Raw genomic sequence first — 17,851 nt, 5'->3', positions numbered from 1 at the left:
GATCACACCGGCAGCAGGCGCGCCACCAGCGCGCTGAGCTGCCGGGCGGTGCGGCACTCGTGCATCTCGACGAGTTCGGCGTAGGCGGGCGCGGCGGAGTCGCCCGTGCCCCAGCGGGAGCGCTGCTCGGGGTTCAACCAATAGAAGCGGCGCGCCCGTTCGGCGATCTCCCGGACGGCCGGCAGGTTGGGGTCGCTCATGTTGGTGCGGGCGTCGCCGAGGACGAACACGGTCGTGCGCGGGCCGACCGCGTCGCCGTAGCGCTCGGCGAACTCGCCCAGCGCCATGCCGTAGTCGCTGCTGCCGTGATAGCCGGTGAGCGTGGCCTCCGCCTCGATGCGAGCACTGAGCCCTTCCGGGTCCGCGGTGCCGCGTTCCAGCAGCCCGGTCACCTCGTCGATCCGGTTGACGAAGGCGAACACGCGCACCTTGCTGAACTGGTCGTGCAACGCCTGCACCAGCAGCATCGTGAAGTCCGAGAACCCGGACACCGAGCCCGACACATCGCACAGCAGCACCAGTTCGGGGCGCACAGGACGGCGCCGGCGCAGCACCGGCTTCATCGGCACCCCGCCCGTCGACAGTGACCCGCGCAGGGTCCGGCGTAGATCGATCGAGCCCCGGGAGGCACGGCGGCGACGGGCCGCGAGCCGGGTCGCGAGCTTGCGGGCGAGCGGTTGAACAGCCCTGCGCAGCTCGGCGAGTTGAGCCTTACCCGCGAACAGGAAGTCGACCCGGTCGGCGGTCGGCGTCACCGCCCGCCGGGCGATCTCGTCCCGGCCCCGCCGCTCGGCGACCCGGCGCCGGGCCTCCGCCGCCACCAGCGCCCGGAACGCCTCGATACGCCGCCGGATCTCATCCTCCAGGAGCCGGTCGGCGAACCCCGAACTGCCGCCCTGCGCCCGGACGTTGTCGCGGACACGGGCGAGCAGGGTCTGCGGACGCAACCGTTCGAGTGCCTGGTACGACGACCAGCCGTCCGACTCCGGCGAGGAACCGTAGCCACCGAAACCGTCGACCGCCTCGACGGCCAACCGGCCCATCATCACCTGGTCGTTGGTGGTGAGCGCGGCCGCCAGCCGTTCGCGCAGGTCGTCCCGCCCCGCGGCCTTCTGCTCCGGCCCGCCGACACCGCGCGGGAAGTACAGGTCGAAGACCGGGTCGAACACCTGCCGCTGGCCGGTGCCGTGCAGCAGCGTCGCCGCTAGCCCCTCGCGCAGCAGCTCCCGGTCCGCGAGGCCGAGCGCCTCCACCGCCTGCGCCGCGTCCACCGTCTCGCCGGTACCGATCCGGACGCCGTGCGCGCGCAGGGCGCCGACGAGGGACGTCAGCCGCTCGGCGACACCCGCGGGCGTGGTCACAGGGCGTCCAGGGTGTCCAGGTCCAGCTTGGCGGACGCCTTGAGGACGTCGTCCTGGTGCTTGAGGAGTACGCCGAGGCTCGCCTGTACGACCGTCTCGTCCAGCGTGTCGGCGCCGAGCGCGAGCAGCGTGCGCGCCCAGTCGATGGTCTCGGCGACCGACGGCACCTTGCGCAGGTCCATCGCCCGCAGCGCACCCACGACCCGTACGACCGAGCGAGCCAGCGCCTCGTCGAGGCCCGGCACCTTCAGCCGTACGATCCGGCGCTCCAGCTCCTCGTCCGGGAAGCCGATGTGCAGGAACAGACAGCGGCGGCGCAGCGCCTCGGACAGCTCCCGGCTCGCGTTGGAGGTGAGGACGACGAACGGGCGGCGCGTCGCGGTGATGGTGCCCAGCTCGGGGACGGTCACCTGGAAGTCGCTGAGCACCTCCAGGAGCAGGCCCTCCACCTCGACGTCCGCCTTGTCGGTCTCGTCGATCAGCAGCACCTTGGGGTCCTCGCCCCGGATGGCCGTCAGCAGCGGGCGGGTGAGCAGGAACTCCTCGCTGAAGATGTCCGTGCGCGTCTCGTCCCACGTCTCGTCGCGGCCCGCGCTGATGCGCAGCAACTGCTTGGCGTGGTTCCACTCGTACAGCGCCCGGGACTCGTCGACCCCCTCGTAGCACTGCAGACGCACGAGCCGCGCCCCGGCGACCTCGGCGACGGCCTTGGCCAGCTCCGTCTTGCCGACTCCGGCCGGGCCCTCCACCAGGAGCGGCTTGCCGAGGCGGTCGGCGAGGAAGACGGTCGTGGCGACCGCGGGCGAGGCGAGATAGCCGGTCTCGGCCAGACGTGCGGAGACGTCGTCGACGGATGTGAACAACGGGGCCTCCAGCTCGGCAGTGACAGTCGCAGCACCTATCTAAGCGCTTGTTCAGCGATGTTGTCACGGGGGTTCCGCACAAGGGACGGCCGCCGAAGCAGCCGCCCCCGTGGTCGCTCTCCTCATGACGCCACCGCGACCGCCCCCACCGCCGCAGTGCGCAGCATCCGCCGGGCCGTGCCCAGGCTCGTCCCCAGCGTCACCGCCGCCGCGACCGCGACCACCGCGGCACCGATGCCGTAGACCTCGCCCGGCAGCACCCCGTCGGTGCGGACCATGGTGAACGGGACGATCCCGGCCAGCGCGGCCACCATGCCGAAGAGGACCCCGGTGACGGTCAGGATCAGCGTCTCGGCGCCGACCGTCCCGAGCACCTGACCCGGGGTCGCGCCCGCGAGGCGCTGCTGACCGAACTCCCGGACGCGGTAACTCGTCGCCGCGTACAGCGAGTTGACCAGCATCACGCAGACGAAGACCACGATGATGCCGACCACCGTGAAGTTGAGCGTCTCGAGGTTCTTGGCGTCGACCGACTTCGTCAGGCCCGAGGCCTCGACTGCGTCGCTCTCCACCGCCTGCATGGTGAGCGTGGCCGTGGCCACCGCCGTGAACAGGATCAACGACACCAGGATCCCCGCCAGTTGACCGGCCCGCTCCCGCAGATTCCGCACGGCCAGCCAGCCGCTCGCCCCGCTCAGCGGCAGCCGGTCGAGCACGCCCTCCAGCAGTCGCGGCGCCATCAGCGCGAAGCCCACCGACAGCAGGATCGCCCCATAGGCGGGCGGCGCCATCAGGGCCGCGTCCGTCGCCGAGAACACGAAGGTGGCGGAGGCCGACGCCGCGCCGGTGAGCAGCGCCGCGTACGCGAGGAACCTGCGCGCCCCGCCCCGCCGTTCGCGCCCGCGGGTCGCCCGCCGTACGGCGAGGAAGGCGGCGCCGGCCGACGCGAGCAGCGTGATGTCGATGCCCGTCATCAGGGCGATCGGCCCGAAGGAGTGGTCCACGGACTCGGCGACCTGGCCGCTGTCCTGGAACACCTCCAGCAGCGCCCGACCGCCCAGCATCGCCGGGCCGATCGCCAGTGCCGCGCCCACCACCGCCACGGCCACCGCCTCGCCGACCACCATCCGCTTGAGCTGCGCCGGAGTCGCCCCCGAGCAGCGCAGCAGCGCCAACTCGGCCGCGCGCTGACGGACGTTGACCGTCAGGGTGGAGGCGACGGCGAAGAACACCAGCAGGGTGCCGTAGCCGCCGACCACGCCCGCCGCGGTGGACAGCGTCTCCGCGCTGGTCGCGTCGACACCGTCCTGCGCCGCCGTGTCGTGCATCGAGTTGAACGTCATGATGATCGCCGCGCCGAGGAACGCGGACAGCAGGGTGGCGAGGAACCGCCCGGGACGGTGCCGTATCGACCGCATGGCCAGCAGGAACATCGCTCAGACCCCCGTCGCCACGTTGTCGCCCAGGTGCGCGAGGCGTTCGGCCACCGCGTCCGCCGTCGGGGCGTCCATCCGGCCCGCCAGCCGGCCGTCCGCCAGGAACAGCACCGAGTCGGCGTAGGAGGCGGCGACCGGGTCGTGGGTCACCATCACCACGGTCCGGCCGTGCACCCGCACCGCCTGCTGGAGCAGCCGCAGTACGTCGCGTGCGCTGCGCGTGTCCAGGGCGCCGGTCGGCTCGTCCGCGAAGATCACCCGGGGCTCCGTCACCAGGGCACGGGCGATCGCCACGCGCTGCCGCTGCCCGCCGGACAACTGGTCGGGGCGGTGCCCGAGCCGGTCGCCGAGGCCGACGGAGGCCAGGACCTCCTTGGCCCGTTCGCGGTCCACGCGCTGCCCGGCGAGCTTGAGCGGAAGCACCGTGTTCTGCGCGACGGTCAGCGTCTCCAGCAGGTTGTACTGCTGGAACACGAACCCGATCCGCCCCCGCCGGAACTTCGTCAACTCGGCCTCGCCGCCCCCGGTCAGCTCGGTGCCGTCCACCCGCACGATGCCGTTGTCGGGCCGGTCGAGCCCGGCCGCGCAGTGCAGCAGCGTGGTCTTGCCGGACCCCGAGGGCCCCATCACCGCCGTGAAGGTGCCCCGCCCCAGGCCGAGGGTGACCCCGTCCAGAGCGGTCACGGCACTGTCGTGCGCGCCGTAGGTCTTCGTGACCTTGACGAGCCGGAGCGCCTCGGCGGCGGGTCCCTTGTCGTGCGTCGTTCGCGAGCCTGCGCGAAACATCGTCATCACTCTCCGTCCGGCACTCCCTGTGCCCTGCCGAAGAAGCTACGGAGGCGACGACGTGACCACACTGGGCGCAGAACCCGTGTTGCGGGGTGTACTCAACGACACCCCGGACCTGGGGTCAGCCGCTGCCGCGGCGGCTGCGGGGCAGCGTGGACCAGCCGGCGCGGCGGAAGACCGACGGGCGCGAGGTCGCATCGTTCGACCGGTCGGCGTCCGTCGTGTGGCCCGGCCGGTCCGGGGAACCCGGGCGCCATGGACGATCAGGGTCGCACCTACACCTCGTACTGGATCGAGACGGCACCGCCCGGCGACCTCGCGCCCCCACCGGACGGCGATCTCACCGTCGAGGTCGCCGTGATCGGCGCGGGCATCGCCGGGCTCAGCACGGCCTGGGAACTGGCCCGGCGGGGCCACGAGGTCGCCGTACTGGAGGCGGACCGCGTCGCCACCGGCGTCACCGGGCACACGACGGCCAAGCTGAGCGCCCAGCACACCTTGATCTACGACCGGCTGCGCCGCACCCGTGGCAAGGAGGGGGCGCGCCTGTTCGCGGCCTCGCAGATGGACGCGATCCGGCACGCCGCCGAGACCGCGGACGCGCTGGGCGTGGACTGCGACTGGGAGGGCACGGCGGCGTACACCTTCGCCGAGGACGGCGACCGCACCGATGAGCTGCGGGCCGAGGCCACCGCGGCCCGGGATGCGGGGCTGCCCGCCGAGTACGTGACCGACACGGACCTGCCGTTCCCGGTCGCGGGCGCGGTGCGGGTCGAGGAGCAGGCACAGTTCCACCCCCGCAAGTACCTGCTGGCGCTCACCGAGGACCTGCGCCGCCTGGGCGGCCGCGTGCACGAGCACACGCGTGTGGTCGGGCTCTCCGAGGGCGACCGGTGTGTCCTCACGACCGAGGACGGGGTGAAGGTGACCGCGCGATCCGTCGTCGTCGCCACCCACTATCCGATCTTCGACCGGGCCCTGCTGTTCACCCGGCTCTCGCCTCGCCGCGAACTCGTGGTCACCGCTCCCCTCGACCCTGCCGCCGCTCCGTCCGGCATGTACATCACCCCCGAGCAGAACACCCGCTCCGTCCGCACGGCGCCCTACAAGGACGGAAAACGCCTGCTCATCGTCACCGGCGAGCACTTCACCCCGGGGACCGGCAGCGATGTCGAGGCGCGGTTCGAGACCCTGTCCGCGTGGGCGGTGGAGCGCTTCGGAGAGCTCGACTTCACGCACCGGTGGGCCACGCAGGACAACGACCCCACCGACTCCGTGCCCCTCGTCGGCCCGCTCCACCCCGCGAGCCGGCACACCTACGTGGCCACCGGCTTCGGCGGTTGGGGACTGGCGAGCGGGGTCATGGCGGGCCGCCTCCTGTGCGATCTGATCACCGGTCGCGAGAACGCGTGGAGCGACCTGTACGACCCGCGCCGCGTGACGTCCGTCCTGCGCGAGGGCAAGGACTTCCTCAGGCACCAGGCCGACGTGGCACGCCACTTCGTCGGCGACCGGCTCCAGCACCTGCCGGGCCCCTCGTCCACATCGGTGGACGAGATCGCCCCGGGCGACGGCGCGGTCGTCCACGTGTCCGGCAAGCGCTGTGCCGTCCACCGGGACGAGGACGGAAAGCTGCACGCCGTCTCCGCGAAGTGCACGCACCTGGGCTGCATCGTGGCGTTCAATCGCGCGGAACGGGCTTGGGAATGCCCGTGCCACGGCTCCCGCTTCGATCCGGACGGCCATGTGGTGCAGGGCCCGGCGGTGCGGCCCCTGGAGCCGCGGGACATCTGAGGCCCAGGGGCACGGCCTCAGCCGACCAGGACGACCTCCAGGGTGCGCGGACCGTGCACTCCCTCGACCCGGTCCAGCTCGATGTCACTGGTCGCCGACGGACCGGAGATCCACGTCAACGGGCGGCCCGGGTCGAGGCGTTCGAGTGCCTGCGGGACGGAGGAGACGACCTGTTCGGGGACCCGTACGACACAGATGTGGTGGTCGGGGACGAGGGTGATACGGCGACGGCCCTGGTCGGCCGAGCCGTCCAGGACGATGGTGCCGGTCTCCGCGACGGCCACCGCGCACGCCGTGACCACACTGTCGATGCGGTCCAGCTCGTGCGGGGTGCTCTCCGCCCGGTCCGCGACCGGCTCCGCGTCGGTCGCCGAGAGCCACTCGGGCTCCAGTCCCGGCGGCACGAGCACCGTCTTCGCACCCCGCGCGGCGAGCATCCCGGCGATCGTCGCCGGAAGATCGGCGGCGGTGCAGCGGTGCACGACGGCCCGGTAGTCCGCCAGGTTCTCGGCCAGCAACTCGACGGTCTCCGCGACGGTCCGCTCCCCGTGCTCGCGCAGATAGTCGCGCGGAACCGCCTGCTCGTACGGTGCGTCGTCCTGCCGTACGTCCGCCACGTCCGCCAGCGCGCGCCGCACCCGGCCCAGGATCCGTTCCCTGCTGCTCACTTCGCACCGTCCTTTCCGCCCCGCGTACGCTGCCACCAGTCCCGGAAGGGCTCCGCGGGCACCGCCGGCAGATCCCGGCTGCCGCTCCACGCCTTGCCCGGACCCGGCAGCGACCGCGGATGCAGGCGCCGGGTGCGGGAGGCGAGCCGCTGACCGGTGCGCAGGACACCCGGGTGGCGGAAGGCCCAGCGTGCCGCCCGCATCGCGGCCCGCTCGGCGGCATGCCCCTTCGCCGGCTTCAGCACCACCTTGTTGCCCTGCGAGGTGACTTCGCCGCCCTGCACGACCCGCTCCCGCAGATGCACCAGCACCTCGGGGATGTCGATGGCGACCGGACACACCTCGTAGCAGGCACCGCACAGCGACGACGCGTACGGCAGCGAGGCGTCGATCTCGCTTGCCACGCCCCGCAGTTGAGGGCTGAGGATGGCGCCGATCGGACCCGGGTAGACCGAGCCGTACGCGTGCCCGCCGGCCCGCTCGTACACCGGGCACACGTTCAGGCACGCCGAGCAGCGGATGCAGCGCAGGGCCTGGCGGCCGACCTCGTCGGCGAGGGTGTCGGTGCGGCCGTTGTCGAGCAGGACGAGGTGGAAGTTCTTCGGCCCGTCGCCGTCCGTCGTACCGGTCCACGTCGACGTGTACGGATTCATGCGCTCGGCCGTCGAGGAGCGGGGGAGCGTCTGCAGGAACACCTCCAGGTCCCGCCACGTCGGCACGATCTTCTCGATGCCGACGACCGAGATCAGCGTCTCGGGCAGGGTCAGGCACATCCGCCCGTTGCCCTCGGACTCCACGACCACCAGCGTGCCGGTGTCGGCGACCATGAAGTTGGCGCCGGAGACGCCCACCTTGGCGCGCAGGAACTTCTCGCGCAGGTGCAGACGGGCCGCCTCGGCGAGTTCGGCAGGCGTGTCCGTGAGGCCCTCGGGGGCCGGGCGGCCCCACTCGCTCATCTCGCGTTCGAAGATGTCCCGAATCTCGCCCCGGTTGCGGTGGATCGCCGGGACGAGGATGTGCGAGGGCCGGTCCTTGCCCAACTGCACGATCAGCTCGGCGAGATCCGTCTCGTAGGCGCGGATGCCCTCCGCCTCCAGCGCCTCGTTCAGCCCGATCTCCTGCGTGGCCATCGACTTGACCTTGACGACCTCCGACTCACCGGTCGCCTGGACGAGTTCCGTCACGATCCGGTTGGCCTCGTCGGCGTCGGCGGCCCAGTGCACCGTGCCGCCCGCCGCCGTGACCGACTCCTCCAACTGCACGAGGTAGCGGTCGAGATGACGCAGCGTATGGTCCTTGATCCGTTTCCCGGCCTCCCGCAGCGCCGCCCAGTCGGACACCTCCGCGACGGCGCCCGCCCGCTTGGCGCGGATCGTGTGCGTGGCATGCCGCAGATTGCCGCGCAGGGTCTGGTCGTGCACGGCCTCGTGCGCGGCCTTCGGAAAGGCCGGCATCCCTACGAACGTCCCGCTCATACGGCCGGCTCCTCCTCCGTGCTCGCCAGGATCTCCGCGATGTGCACCGGCCGCATGCCGGTGCGCAGCCGGGCCATGGTCCCGCCGATGTGCATCAGACAGGAGTTGTCGGCCGCGCACAGCACCTCGGCGCCGGTCGACTCGGCGTTGCGCACCTTGTCGGCGCCCATCGCCGCCGAGACATCGGGGTTCTTCAGCGCGAAGGTCCCACCGAACCCGCAGCACTCGTCCGCACCCGGAAGCTCGGCCAGCTCAAGCCCCTTGACGGCCTGGAGCAGCCGCCGGGGCCGCTCGCCGAGACCGAGCCCGCGCAGCCCGTGACAGGTCGGGTGATAGGTCACCTTGTGCGGGTAGTACGCCCCGACGTCCGTCACCCCCAGCACGTCCACCAGGAACTCCGTCAGCTCGTACGTCTTCGGCACCACCGGCGCCAGCGTCGCGGCGAGGGTGTCCCCACGCCCCTCGGCCCGCGCCCGCTCACCCATCCGCGGATACAGTTCCCGCACCATCGCCCCGCAGGAGCCGGACGGGGTGACGATCGCCTCGTACTCGCCGAAGACATCGGAGAAATGCCGGGCCAGCGGCTCGGCTTCATGCCGGTATCCGGTGTTGTAGTGCGCCTGCCCACAACAGGTCTGGGCCATCGGGAAGTCGACCTCGACGCCCAGCCTGGTCAGTAGTTTCACCACGGCGCGCCCGGTGTCCGGATAGAGCGTGTCGTTGACACAGGTCAGGAACAGGGCGACACGCATCGCGGCTCCTTGTGATCGGTCATCGGATGAGTGCAGGGTAGTGCGGGCGTGCGGCCCGGGGGAGACCCCGCTCACCGTCGGGTGAGTTTCACCGTCGGGTGAGCCGGGCCTCCGCCTCGCTCCAGCGCGCCGCGTCCCCCCGCGGCTCGTACCGGGTCAACGGCTGCGTACGAGTGAGCAGTCGCCGCCCGTCGGCAAGGTCGCCGACCAGCCCATGGGCCCGTGCCTGGACCAGCACGTTCCCGAGGGCGGCGGCCTCGGTCGGACCGGCCACCACCGGCAGCCCGCAGGCGTCGGCGGTCAGCTGGCACAGCAGAGCGTTGCGCGTGCCGCCCCCGACGACGTGCACGACGTCGACCGGATGGTCGGCCAGCCGCTGGGCCTCGGCGATCGCCTTGCGGTGGGCGAGGGCGAGCGAGTCGAGGATGCAGCGCGTGATCTCGGCGGGCGAGACGGGCACCGGCTGCCCCGAGGCACGGCACGCCTCGGCGATCCGCTCCGGCATCCGCCCCGGCGCCAGGAACGCCGCGTCCCCCGCGTCCACGACCGACCGCAGCGCCGGCACCTTGGACGCGTCGAGCAGCAGTCCGCCCAGGTCCGGGTCGCCCCAGGCCCGTACGCACTCCTGGAGCAGCCACAGCCCCATGATGTTCCGCAGATACCGGACCGTGCCGTCCAGCCCCAGCTCATTGGTGAAGTTGGCGGCCCGGCTCTCCTCGGTGAGCACGGGGGCGTTCAGCTCGAGCCCCGCCAGCGACCAGGTGCCGGTGCAGATGTACGCGAACCGCTCGCCCTCGGCGGGGACGGCGGCCACGGCGGACGCGGTGTCGTGCGACCCGACCGCCGTCACCGGCACGGGACCGGCGAGCCCGGTCTCCTCCAGCACCGCGTCGCGCAGCAGCCCCGCGGCATCGCCGGGTCGCCTGAGCGGCGCGAACAGGCCCAGGTCGATGCCGAGCCGGGAGGCGATGTCGTACGACCACTCGCGCGTCCGGGGATCGATCAGCTGGGTGGTGGAGGCGTTGGTGAGCTCGGTGCCCTGCTCGCCGGTGAGCCAGTAGGTCAGCAGGTCGGGGATGAGCAACAGGCGCTTGGCATACGACAGTTGGGCCGAACTCCGGGCCGCGGCGAGCTGGTACAGCGTGTTGAAGGGCGCGTACTGCAACCCGGTGGCCGCGTACAGCTCCTCCGCCGGGACGGTCGCCCACACCTTCTCGGCGACCCCTTCCGTCCGGGAGTCCCGGTAGTGCACGGGATTGCCGAGCAGCGCCCCGTCGGCGTCCAGCAGCCCGTAGTCCACGGCCCAGCTGTCGATGCCGACGGAGTCGACCTGCCCGGCCACCTGCCCGGCCGCCTTCAGCCCCTCCAGGACACCCGCGTACAGCGCGAGCACGTCCCAGCGCAGCCCCTCCGGCACGCGCACCGGCCGGTTCGGAAAGCGGTGGGCCTCGCTCAGCTCCAGCGAGTGCGGGCCGACGCGGCCGACCATGACACGCCCGCTGGAGGCGCCCAGGTCGACCGCGGCATACGACTTCACGGACGCGCTCACCGCAGGAAGGCGGCCGCGACGCCGGCGTCGACCGGGATGTGCAGTCCCGTGGTGTGCGTCAGGTCCCCGCCGGTCAGGGCGAAGACGGCGTTCGCGACATGGTCGGGGAGCACCTCGCGCTTGAGGATGGTCCGCTGGGCGTAGAACTCACCCAGCTTCTCCTCCTCGACGCCGTACACGGCGGCCCGCTTGGCTCCCCAGCCACCGGCGAAGATCCCGGACCCACGCACCACACCGTCCGGGTTGATCCCGTTGACGCGGATGCCGTGCTCCCCCAACTCGGCGGCCAGCAGCCGCACTTGGTGAGCCTGGTCGGCCTTGGTGGCGGAGTAGGCGATGTTGTTCGGTCCGGCGAAGACGGCGTTCTTCGAGGCGATGTAGACGATGTCACCGCCCAGCTCCTGAGCGATCATCACCCGCGCCGCCTCCCGCGACACCAGGAAGGAACCGCGCGCCATGATGTCGTGCTGGAGGTCCCAGTCCTTGGCCGAGGTCTCCAGCAGCGGCTTGGAGATGGAGATACCGGCGTTGTTGACCACCAGATCGACCCCGCCGAAGGCCAGCACGGTCGCCTTGAAGGCCTCGGTGATCTGCTCCTCGGACGTGACGTCGACGGTCACGGCGACGGCCTTGTCCGGCCCGCCCAGCTCCTCGGCGACGGCTTGGGCGTTCTCGGCGTTGAGATCGGCGACGACCACGCACGCGCCCTCGGCGACGAGCCGCTGCGCGATGGCCTTCCCGATCCCGCTGCCGGCACCGGTCACGAGCGCGATCCGGGTCGCGAGCGGCTTGGGCTTCGGCATCCGCTGAAGCTTGGCCTCCTCCAGCGCCCAGTACTCGATACGGAACTTCTCGGACTCCTCGATGGGCGCGTAGGTGGAGACGGCCTCGGCGCCCCGCATCACATTGATGGCGTTGACGTAGAACTCGCCGGCCACCCGCGCGGTCTGCTTGTCCTTGCCGAAGCTGAACATGCCGACCCCGGGGATCAGCACGATCGCCGGGTCGGCGCCGCGCATCGCAGGGGAGTCGGGCAGGGCGTGCCGCTGGTAGTAGGCGGCGTACTCCTCGCGGTACTCGGCGTGCAGCTCCTTGAGCCGGGCGACGGCCTCGTCGAGGGGCGCGGTGGGCGGCAGGTCGAGGACGAGCGGCCGGACCTTGGTCCGCAGGAAGTGGTCCGGGCACGAGGTGCCCAGGGCCGCGAGCCGCGGGTGCTCGGCGCTCGCGAGGAAGTCGAGGACGACCTCGGAGTCGGTGAAGTGACCGACCTGCGGCCGGTCCTGCGAGGCGATGCTGCGGATGACCGGCGCCAGCGCCGCGGCCCGCTCCCGCCGCTCGACGGCGCCGAGCGCCGCGTACCCCTCGATCACCGGCCCGAAGGGCTCCGGCTTCCCGCGCTCGGCGAGAAACGCCTCGGCGGTGCGGATGATGTGCAGCGAGTTGCGTTCGCACTCCTCGGAGGTGTCACCCCAGGCGGTGATGCCGTGGCCCCCGAGAATGCACCCGATGGCTTGCGGATTGGCGGCCTTCACAGCGGCGATGTCGAGCCCGAGCTGGAACCCGGGCCGCCGCCACGGCACCCACACCACGGTGTCACCGAAGCACTCGGCGGTCAGCTTCTCGCCGTCGGCGGCACAGGCCAGCGCGATGCCGGAGTCGGGGTGCAGATGGTCCACGTGCGCGGCCTCGACGAGCCCGTGCATGGCGGTGTCGATGGACGGAGCCGCCCCACCCTTCCCATGCAGGCAGTAGTCGAAGGCGGCGACCATCTCGTCCTCACGCTCGACACCCGGGTACACGTCGACGAGGGCCCGCATCCGGTCCAGCCGCAACACCGCAAGCCCCGCCTCGGTGAGCGTCCCGAGGTCGCCACCGGACCCCTTGACCCACATCAGCTCGACGTCACCACCGGTGACAGGGTCGGTGTCGGTGCCCTTGGCGGACGCGTTTCCGCCGGCGTAGTTGGTGTTGCGGGGGTCGGAGCCGAGCCGACGGGAACGGGCGAGGAGGGCGGCGGCTTCGGGATGGGGTGCCATTGGTGTTCAGTCCTATCTGAGAGAGGGTGCGGGAAGCGCCCCAAAGGGGGGGGGGGGCTGTGTTGAATTTGCGGCTACCGCCGCGCGGGCGCGACCAGCCACATCCGGCCCGCAGCCCGAAGACAACAGAACGTGGCAGACGCTTACGCCCCCCACCCGGCCTGCTCCCCACCAACCCGCTCGGCCACGATCTTCTCGGCCCACCCGGACCGGCGGTACGCGGCGATGGGGTCGGCGTCGAGACCCATCTCTTCCCGCACCTCACCCAGCAACGGCCGCACATCCGTGTTGTACGCGTCCATCAGCACGGCGTTCGCCTCCAGCACGTCACCAGAGGCCTGCGCCTCGGCCAGGGCGACGCGGTCAACCAGCAACGCCTTCGCCGTGGCCTCCTGCACATTCATCACCGACCGGATGATCGCCGGAATCTTCGCCTCGATGTTGTGACACTGATCGAGCATGAACGCGACCTCGGGCGAGAACCCGCCCCCACGCACGACCTCGTACATGATCCGGAACAGCTGGAACGGATCCGCGGCACCCACCATCAGGTCGTCATCCGCATAGAACCGAGAGTTGAAGTCGAACCCCCCGAGCTTCCCCTCCCGCAACAGCGTCGCGACGATGAACTCGATGTTGGTCCCCGGCGCATGGTGCCCGGTGTCCACGACGACCTGCGCCTTCGGCCCGAGCTTCAGACAGTGCGCATACGCCGTCCCCCAGTCCGGTACATCCGTCGAGTAGAAGGCCGGCTCGAAGAACTTGTACTCCAGCAGCATCCGCTGCCCGTCCCCGAGCCGCTCGTACACCTCGGCCAGGCCCTCGGCCAACCGGTCCTGCCGCGCCCGGAGGTCGTCCTGCCCGGGGTAGTTCGTACCGTCCGCGAACCACAGCTTCAGATCGGCGGAGCCCGTCGCGTCCATGATGTCGACGCACTCCAGCAGATGGTCGACGGCCTTGCGTCGCACCACCGCGTCCGGATGGCAGATGCTGCCCAGCTTGTAGTCGTCGTCCTGGAAGGTGTTGGAGTTGATCGCGCCCAGCTGCACGCCGCGCTCCTCGGCGAACTTGGCCAGCGCGCCGTAGTCCTCGACCTCGTCCCACGGAATGTGCAGCGCGACGGTCGGGGCCACGCCGGTGAAGGCGTGCACCTGGGCCGCGTCCTCCAGCTTCTCGCGCGGCGTACGCGGAACGCCCTGCTGGGCGAAGACCTTGAACCGCGTCCCCGAGTTCCCGTACGCCCACGACGGCGTTTCGACTGCCTGGGTCTTGAGTGCGGCCTTCACCGCGGCGAGCTCGGTCACTGAGGCTCCTGTGACGTCGGGACGGAAGTCGGACGGTAGACATCTGAACGGCTTCGCTGTGAAACGATTCAAGAGGGGAACGTATGAGCCGTCCGGTGGGGTGTCAAGCCCTGTGGCCAAGGCTGTTGCCCGTGACTCCCCAGTGACCTTGTCTCATCGAAATTTTTTCGACACAGACCCATTGACGTGACATGCGCGCCACGCCTAACGTCCCGGCAACCAAGTTGAAACCTTTCACGACGTCGAGAGGGCCGTCCCGCCGGCGTCGTCGAGGAGCCCCCATGACCCACCCGTCCAAAACGGGTCCGGCCCCGGTTCTGGCGCTCAGGGACATCTCGAAGTCCTTCGGCGCGGTCCGTGCCCTGCGGGACGTCTCCCTGGAGCTGTTTCCCGGGGAGGTGCACGCCCTCGCCGGCGAGAACGGCGCGGGCAAGTCGACCCTCATCAAGACACTCGCCGGAGTGCACCGGCCCGACGCGGGCCAGGTGCTGCTCGACGGTGCGCCCGTCGTCTTCCACGGCCCCGGGGACGCCCGCGACGCCGGTATCGCCGTGATCTACCAGGAGCCGACTCTCTTCCCGGACCTGTCGATCGCCGAGAACATCTTCATGGGCCGCCAGCCGCGGCGCGCGCTCGGCCGGATCGACCACAAGGCCACGCACGCCGCGACCCTGGCCCTGATGCAGCGCCTCGGCGTCGAACTCGACCCCGACCGCCCCGCGCGCGGCCTGTCCATCGCCGACCAGCAGATCGTCGAGATCGCCAAGGCGCTCTCCTTCGACGCCCGCGTCCTGATCATGGACGAGCCGACCGCCGCCCTCACCGGCAGCGAGGTCGCCCGTCTCTTCGGCGTCGTCCGCGCCCTGCGCGAACAGGGCGCCGCCGTCCTGTTCATCTCCCACCGGCTGGAGGAGATCTTCCAGATCTGCCAGCGGGTCACGACGCTGCGCGACGGCGCCTGGATCGCCAGCGAACCGCTGGACGGCATGACCGAGGACGACCTCGTCCGCCGGATGGTCGGCCGTGACCTCGACGAGCTGTACCCCAAGCAGGACGTGAAGCCGGGCGAGGTCGCCCTGAGCGTGCGCCGGCTCACCCGCGAGGGCGTCTTCACCGACGTCTCCTTCGACGTACGACGCGGTGAGATCGTCGGCCTCGCCGGGCTCGTCGGCGCGGGCCGTACCGAAGTCGCGCGGGCCGTGTTCGGCATCGACCGATGGGACGCCGGCGAGGTCACCATCGACGGCAAGGCCCTGATCAACGGCGCCCCGTCCACCGCGATGGCCTCCGGTCTGGCCCTCGTACCCGAGGACCGGCGCGCCCAGGGCCTGGTGATGGACATGTCCATCGAGCGCAACATCGGCCTCACGGGTCTTCGTACGACCGTCAAGGCGGGCCTGATGGACCGCGGCGCCGAACGCAGCCGCTCCCTCGACTGGGCCGTCAAGCTCCAGGTCAAGTACGCCCGGATCGCCGACACCGTCTCCACCCTGTCCGGCGGCAACCAGCAGAAGGTCGTCCTCGCCAAGTGGCTCGCCACCGGCCCCAAGGTACTGATCGTCGACGAGCCCACCCGCGGCATCGACGTCGGCACCAAGGCCGAGGTGCACCGGCTGCTCAGCGAACTGGCCGCCGACGGCGTCGCCGTCCTGATGATCTCCTCCGACCTGCCCGAGATCCTCGGCATGGCCGACCGCGTGCTGGTGATGCACGAGGGCCGCCTGACCGCCGAGATCCCGCGCTCCGACGCCACCGAGGAAACCGTGATGGCCGCAGCGACCGGGAGGGCCGCCGCATGACGGTGATCACTCCCAAGCAGGCCCCTGTCACCGACGTACCGAAGTCCAGCGGCACCCGCCTGGTCGACCGCGTCTTCAAGATGCGCGAACTCGCCATCCTGGTCGTCTTCGTGGTGATGATCGTCGTCACCCAGCTCGGCAACAGCGAGTTCCTCACCGAGCAGGGCATCAAGGACCTGCTCCTGAACGCGACGATCCTCGTCCTGGTCGCCACCGGCCAGTCCCTGGTGGTGATCACGAGAAACGTGGACCTGTCGGTCGGCTCGACCCTCGGCATCAGCGCCTTCGCCGCCGGCACGTATCTGCAGGGCGGCGGGAACCCCGTCGTCGCCGTGCTGCTGGCGGTCCTGATGGGCATCGCCTTCGGCCTGCTGAACGGCCTTCTCGTCAGCCTCGGCCAGGTACCGGCCCTCGTCGTCACCCTGGGCACGCTCTACATCATCCGCGGCATCGACTCGATCTGGGTCGGCTCCCGGCAGATCACGGCTGCCGACCTCCCGGACGGCTTCGTCGACTTCGGCTCCGGCGGCATCTCCGCGGTGCCGTGGCTGGCACTGATCGCCGTCGGCGTGCTGGTCGCGACCGCGTACTACCTCAAGCACTTCGGCAGTGGCCGGGAGCTGTACGCCCTCGGCTCCAACCCGGAGGCCGCCCGTCTCGCCGGCATCCCGGTGCGCAAGCGGATCCTGGCCGCGTACACCTTCTGCGGTGCGCTGGCCGGTCTCGCCGGCGCCATGTACCTGGCCCGCTTCGGCAACGTCGACTCCGGCACCGGCAACGGTTACGAACTCACCGTCGTCAGCGCGGTCGTCGTCGGCGGCGTCGTCTTCACCGGCGGCTCCGGCAGCGTCTACGGCGCGGCGCTCGGCGCGCTGCTGCTGACCTCCATCAACAGCGTGCTGCCCGCCCTCGGTGTCAGCTCCGTCTGGGTGCTCGCGATCAACGGCATCCTGCTCATCCTCGCCATCGCGGTCGACCGGATCGTCGCGCTGCGCGTGGCCTCCGCCCTGAAGAAGAGGAACGCTCGCCATGGCTGACTTCTCCCTGAGCCGAGCGATCCGCTGGGACACGGTCGTCGGTGCGCTTCTGATCGTCGTGCTCCTGCTGTCCTTCGGAACGGTCGATGGTTTCGGAAACGCTCTCAACCTGTCCTTCCTGATCGGAAACACCCTTCCGATCGCTTTGATCGCCCTGCCGATGACGCTTCTGGTCGTCTCGGGCGAGATCGATCTCTCGGTCGCCTCCACCGCCGGTCTCTCCGGCGCCGTGATGGGCGCCCTGTGGAACCAGGGCATGACGATCGAAACGATCATCCCGATCTGTCTGGTGCTCGGTGTGGTGTGCGGCCTGATCAACGGTCTGCTGGTGACCAAGCTGGGCCTGCCGTCGCTCGCCGTCACCATCGGCACTCTCGCCGCCTACCGCGGCATCGCACAGATCATCCTCGGCTCCGACGCGGTGACCGACTTCCCCACCCAGTACCTGGACTTCGCGGCCGGACGTATCGGGGACACCTTCATCCCGTACGCCTTCCTGCCCTTCCTGGTGCTCCTCGCGATCGCCGTGATCGCCCTGCACGCCACCCCGTTCGGACGGTCGGTCTTCGCGACCGGCGCGAGCGAGGAGGCTGCGAGGTTCGCCGGTATCCGGGTCAAGCGACAGAAGCTGATCCTGTTCACGGTGACGGGCCTGATGGCCTCCCTCACCGGGATCTTCTGGGCGCTGCACTACGCAAGCGCCCGCTACGACAACGCCACCGGCCTCGAACTCTCGGTCGTCGCGGCCGTGTTGCTCGGCGGCATCGACTTCGACGGCGGCAAGGGCACGTTGGGCGGCGCCATCGCCGGGGTGTTCCTGCTGGGGGCCCTGCAGAACGTGATGAGCCTCCAGGACGTCTCCGCCCAGTCGCAGATCGTCGTCACCGGCGTCCTGCTCGTCCTCTCCGTGCTCGGCCCCCGGGTCGCACGCCAGATCTCCGTCGGGAGGGCGCAGCGCTCCGCCAGGAGGGCCGTTTGACAGCTGCGG

14 protein-coding genes are annotated in these 17,851 nt (G+C 70.9%); 4 read left to right on the top strand and 10 right to left on the bottom strand.

Annotation, left to right across the window (positions count from 1 at the left end; genetic code table 11):
* Nucleotides 1-2: 2 nt before the first annotated feature.
* The 4 genes from ACTMVF_RS36635 to ACTMVF_RS36620 form a co-directional block, all read right to left on the bottom strand.
* Nucleotides 3-1,361, bottom strand: coding sequence for a vWA domain-containing protein (locus tag ACTMVF_RS36635; RefSeq protein WP_441275381.1), 1,359 nt, complete (start codon nucleotides 1,359-1,361; stop codon nucleotides 3-5).
* A complete protein-coding gene (locus ACTMVF_RS36630) occupies nucleotides 1,358-2,224 on the bottom strand; it encodes an AAA family ATPase (protein WP_441275380.1) in 867 nt (288 codons plus the stop codon). Before ACTMVF_RS36630 ends, ACTMVF_RS36635 begins: the two co-directional genes overlap by 4 nt.
* A gap of 122 nt (nucleotides 2,225-2,346) precedes the next feature.
* On the bottom strand, nucleotides 2,347-3,657 hold the full coding sequence (locus ACTMVF_RS36625; protein ID WP_441275379.1) for an FtsX-like permease family protein: 1,311 nt from the start codon (nucleotides 3,655-3,657) through the stop codon (nucleotides 2,347-2,349).
* A gap of 3 nt (nucleotides 3,658-3,660) precedes the next feature.
* On the bottom strand, nucleotides 3,661-4,452 hold the full coding sequence (locus ACTMVF_RS36620) for an ABC transporter ATP-binding protein (protein WP_441275378.1): 792 nt from the start codon (nucleotides 4,450-4,452) through the stop codon (nucleotides 3,661-3,663).
* 252 nt (nucleotides 4,453-4,704) lie between these two features.
* Between ACTMVF_RS36620 and ACTMVF_RS36615 the strand changes: the two genes are divergently transcribed.
* A complete protein-coding gene (locus tag ACTMVF_RS36615; RefSeq protein WP_441275377.1) occupies nucleotides 4,705-6,243 on the top strand; it encodes an FAD-dependent oxidoreductase in 1,539 nt (512 codons plus the stop codon).
* Nucleotides 6,244-6,260: 17 nt separating this feature from the next.
* Here ACTMVF_RS36615 and ACTMVF_RS36610 read toward each other — a convergent pair whose 3' ends face one another.
* The 6 genes from ACTMVF_RS36610 to rhaI all read right to left on the bottom strand — a co-directional run bounded on the left by ACTMVF_RS36610 (nucleotide 6,261) and on the right by rhaI (nucleotide 14,027).
* Complete coding sequence (locus tag ACTMVF_RS36610; RefSeq protein ID WP_441275376.1) at nucleotides 6,261-6,911, bottom strand: LutC/YkgG family protein; 651 nt, start codon at nucleotides 6,909-6,911, stop codon at nucleotides 6,261-6,263.
* Nucleotides 6,908-8,386 (bottom strand): LutB/LldF family L-lactate oxidation iron-sulfur protein, encoded by a 1,479-nt coding sequence (locus ACTMVF_RS36605; RefSeq protein WP_441275375.1) that lies wholly within the window; start codon nucleotides 8,384-8,386, stop codon nucleotides 6,908-6,910. The genes ACTMVF_RS36610 and ACTMVF_RS36605 overlap by 4 nt, the downstream gene beginning before the upstream one ends.
* Entirely contained in the window at nucleotides 8,383-9,138 is a 756-nt protein-coding gene (locus tag ACTMVF_RS36600) for a (Fe-S)-binding protein (protein WP_441275374.1), read from the bottom strand. Before ACTMVF_RS36600 ends, ACTMVF_RS36605 begins: the two co-directional genes overlap by 4 nt.
* Before the next feature lie 88 nt (nucleotides 9,139-9,226).
* On the bottom strand, nucleotides 9,227-10,675 hold the full coding sequence (locus ACTMVF_RS36595) for a rhamnulokinase (protein WP_441275398.1): 1,449 nt from the start codon (nucleotides 10,673-10,675) through the stop codon (nucleotides 9,227-9,229).
* An 8-nt stretch (nucleotides 10,676-10,683) separates the two neighbouring features.
* Nucleotides 10,684-12,723, bottom strand: coding sequence for a bifunctional aldolase/short-chain dehydrogenase (locus ACTMVF_RS36590; protein WP_441275373.1), 2,040 nt, complete (start codon nucleotides 12,721-12,723; stop codon nucleotides 10,684-10,686).
* A 143-nt stretch (nucleotides 12,724-12,866) separates the two neighbouring features.
* Entirely contained in the window at nucleotides 12,867-14,027 is a 1,161-nt protein-coding gene (gene rhaI, locus ACTMVF_RS36585; protein WP_441275372.1) for an L-rhamnose isomerase, read from the bottom strand.
* Nucleotides 14,028-14,308: 281 nt separating this feature from the next.
* On the opposite strand from rhaI, the gene ACTMVF_RS36580 reads away from it, so the two are divergent.
* From ACTMVF_RS36580 to ACTMVF_RS36570, 3 genes are read left to right on the top strand one after another with little or no spacing between them, the layout of a single operon-like run.
* A complete protein-coding gene (locus ACTMVF_RS36580) occupies nucleotides 14,309-15,826 on the top strand; it encodes a sugar ABC transporter ATP-binding protein (protein WP_441275371.1) in 1,518 nt (505 codons plus the stop codon).
* Nucleotides 15,823-16,863, top strand: a complete 1,041-nt coding sequence (locus tag ACTMVF_RS36575; protein WP_441275370.1) for an ABC transporter permease — start codon at nucleotides 15,823-15,825, stop codon at nucleotides 16,861-16,863. The genes ACTMVF_RS36580 and ACTMVF_RS36575 overlap by 4 nt, the downstream gene beginning before the upstream one ends.
* The gene (locus tag ACTMVF_RS36570; protein WP_441275369.1) at nucleotides 16,856-17,842 is read left to right on the top strand and encodes an ABC transporter permease; all 987 of its coding nucleotides are present in this window, start codon (nucleotides 16,856-16,858) and stop codon (nucleotides 17,840-17,842) included. The genes ACTMVF_RS36575 and ACTMVF_RS36570 overlap by 8 nt, the downstream gene beginning before the upstream one ends.
* The last annotated feature ends 9 nt before the right edge of the window (nucleotides 17,843-17,851 follow it).

This window comes from Streptomyces sp. SD31 (genome assembly GCF_052068475.1).
GTDB lineage: Bacteria > Actinomycetota > Actinomycetes > Streptomycetales > Streptomycetaceae > Streptomyces.
Note: the sequence above shows the minus strand (reverse complement) of the source record. Positions and strands in the feature narration are given on the sequence as shown.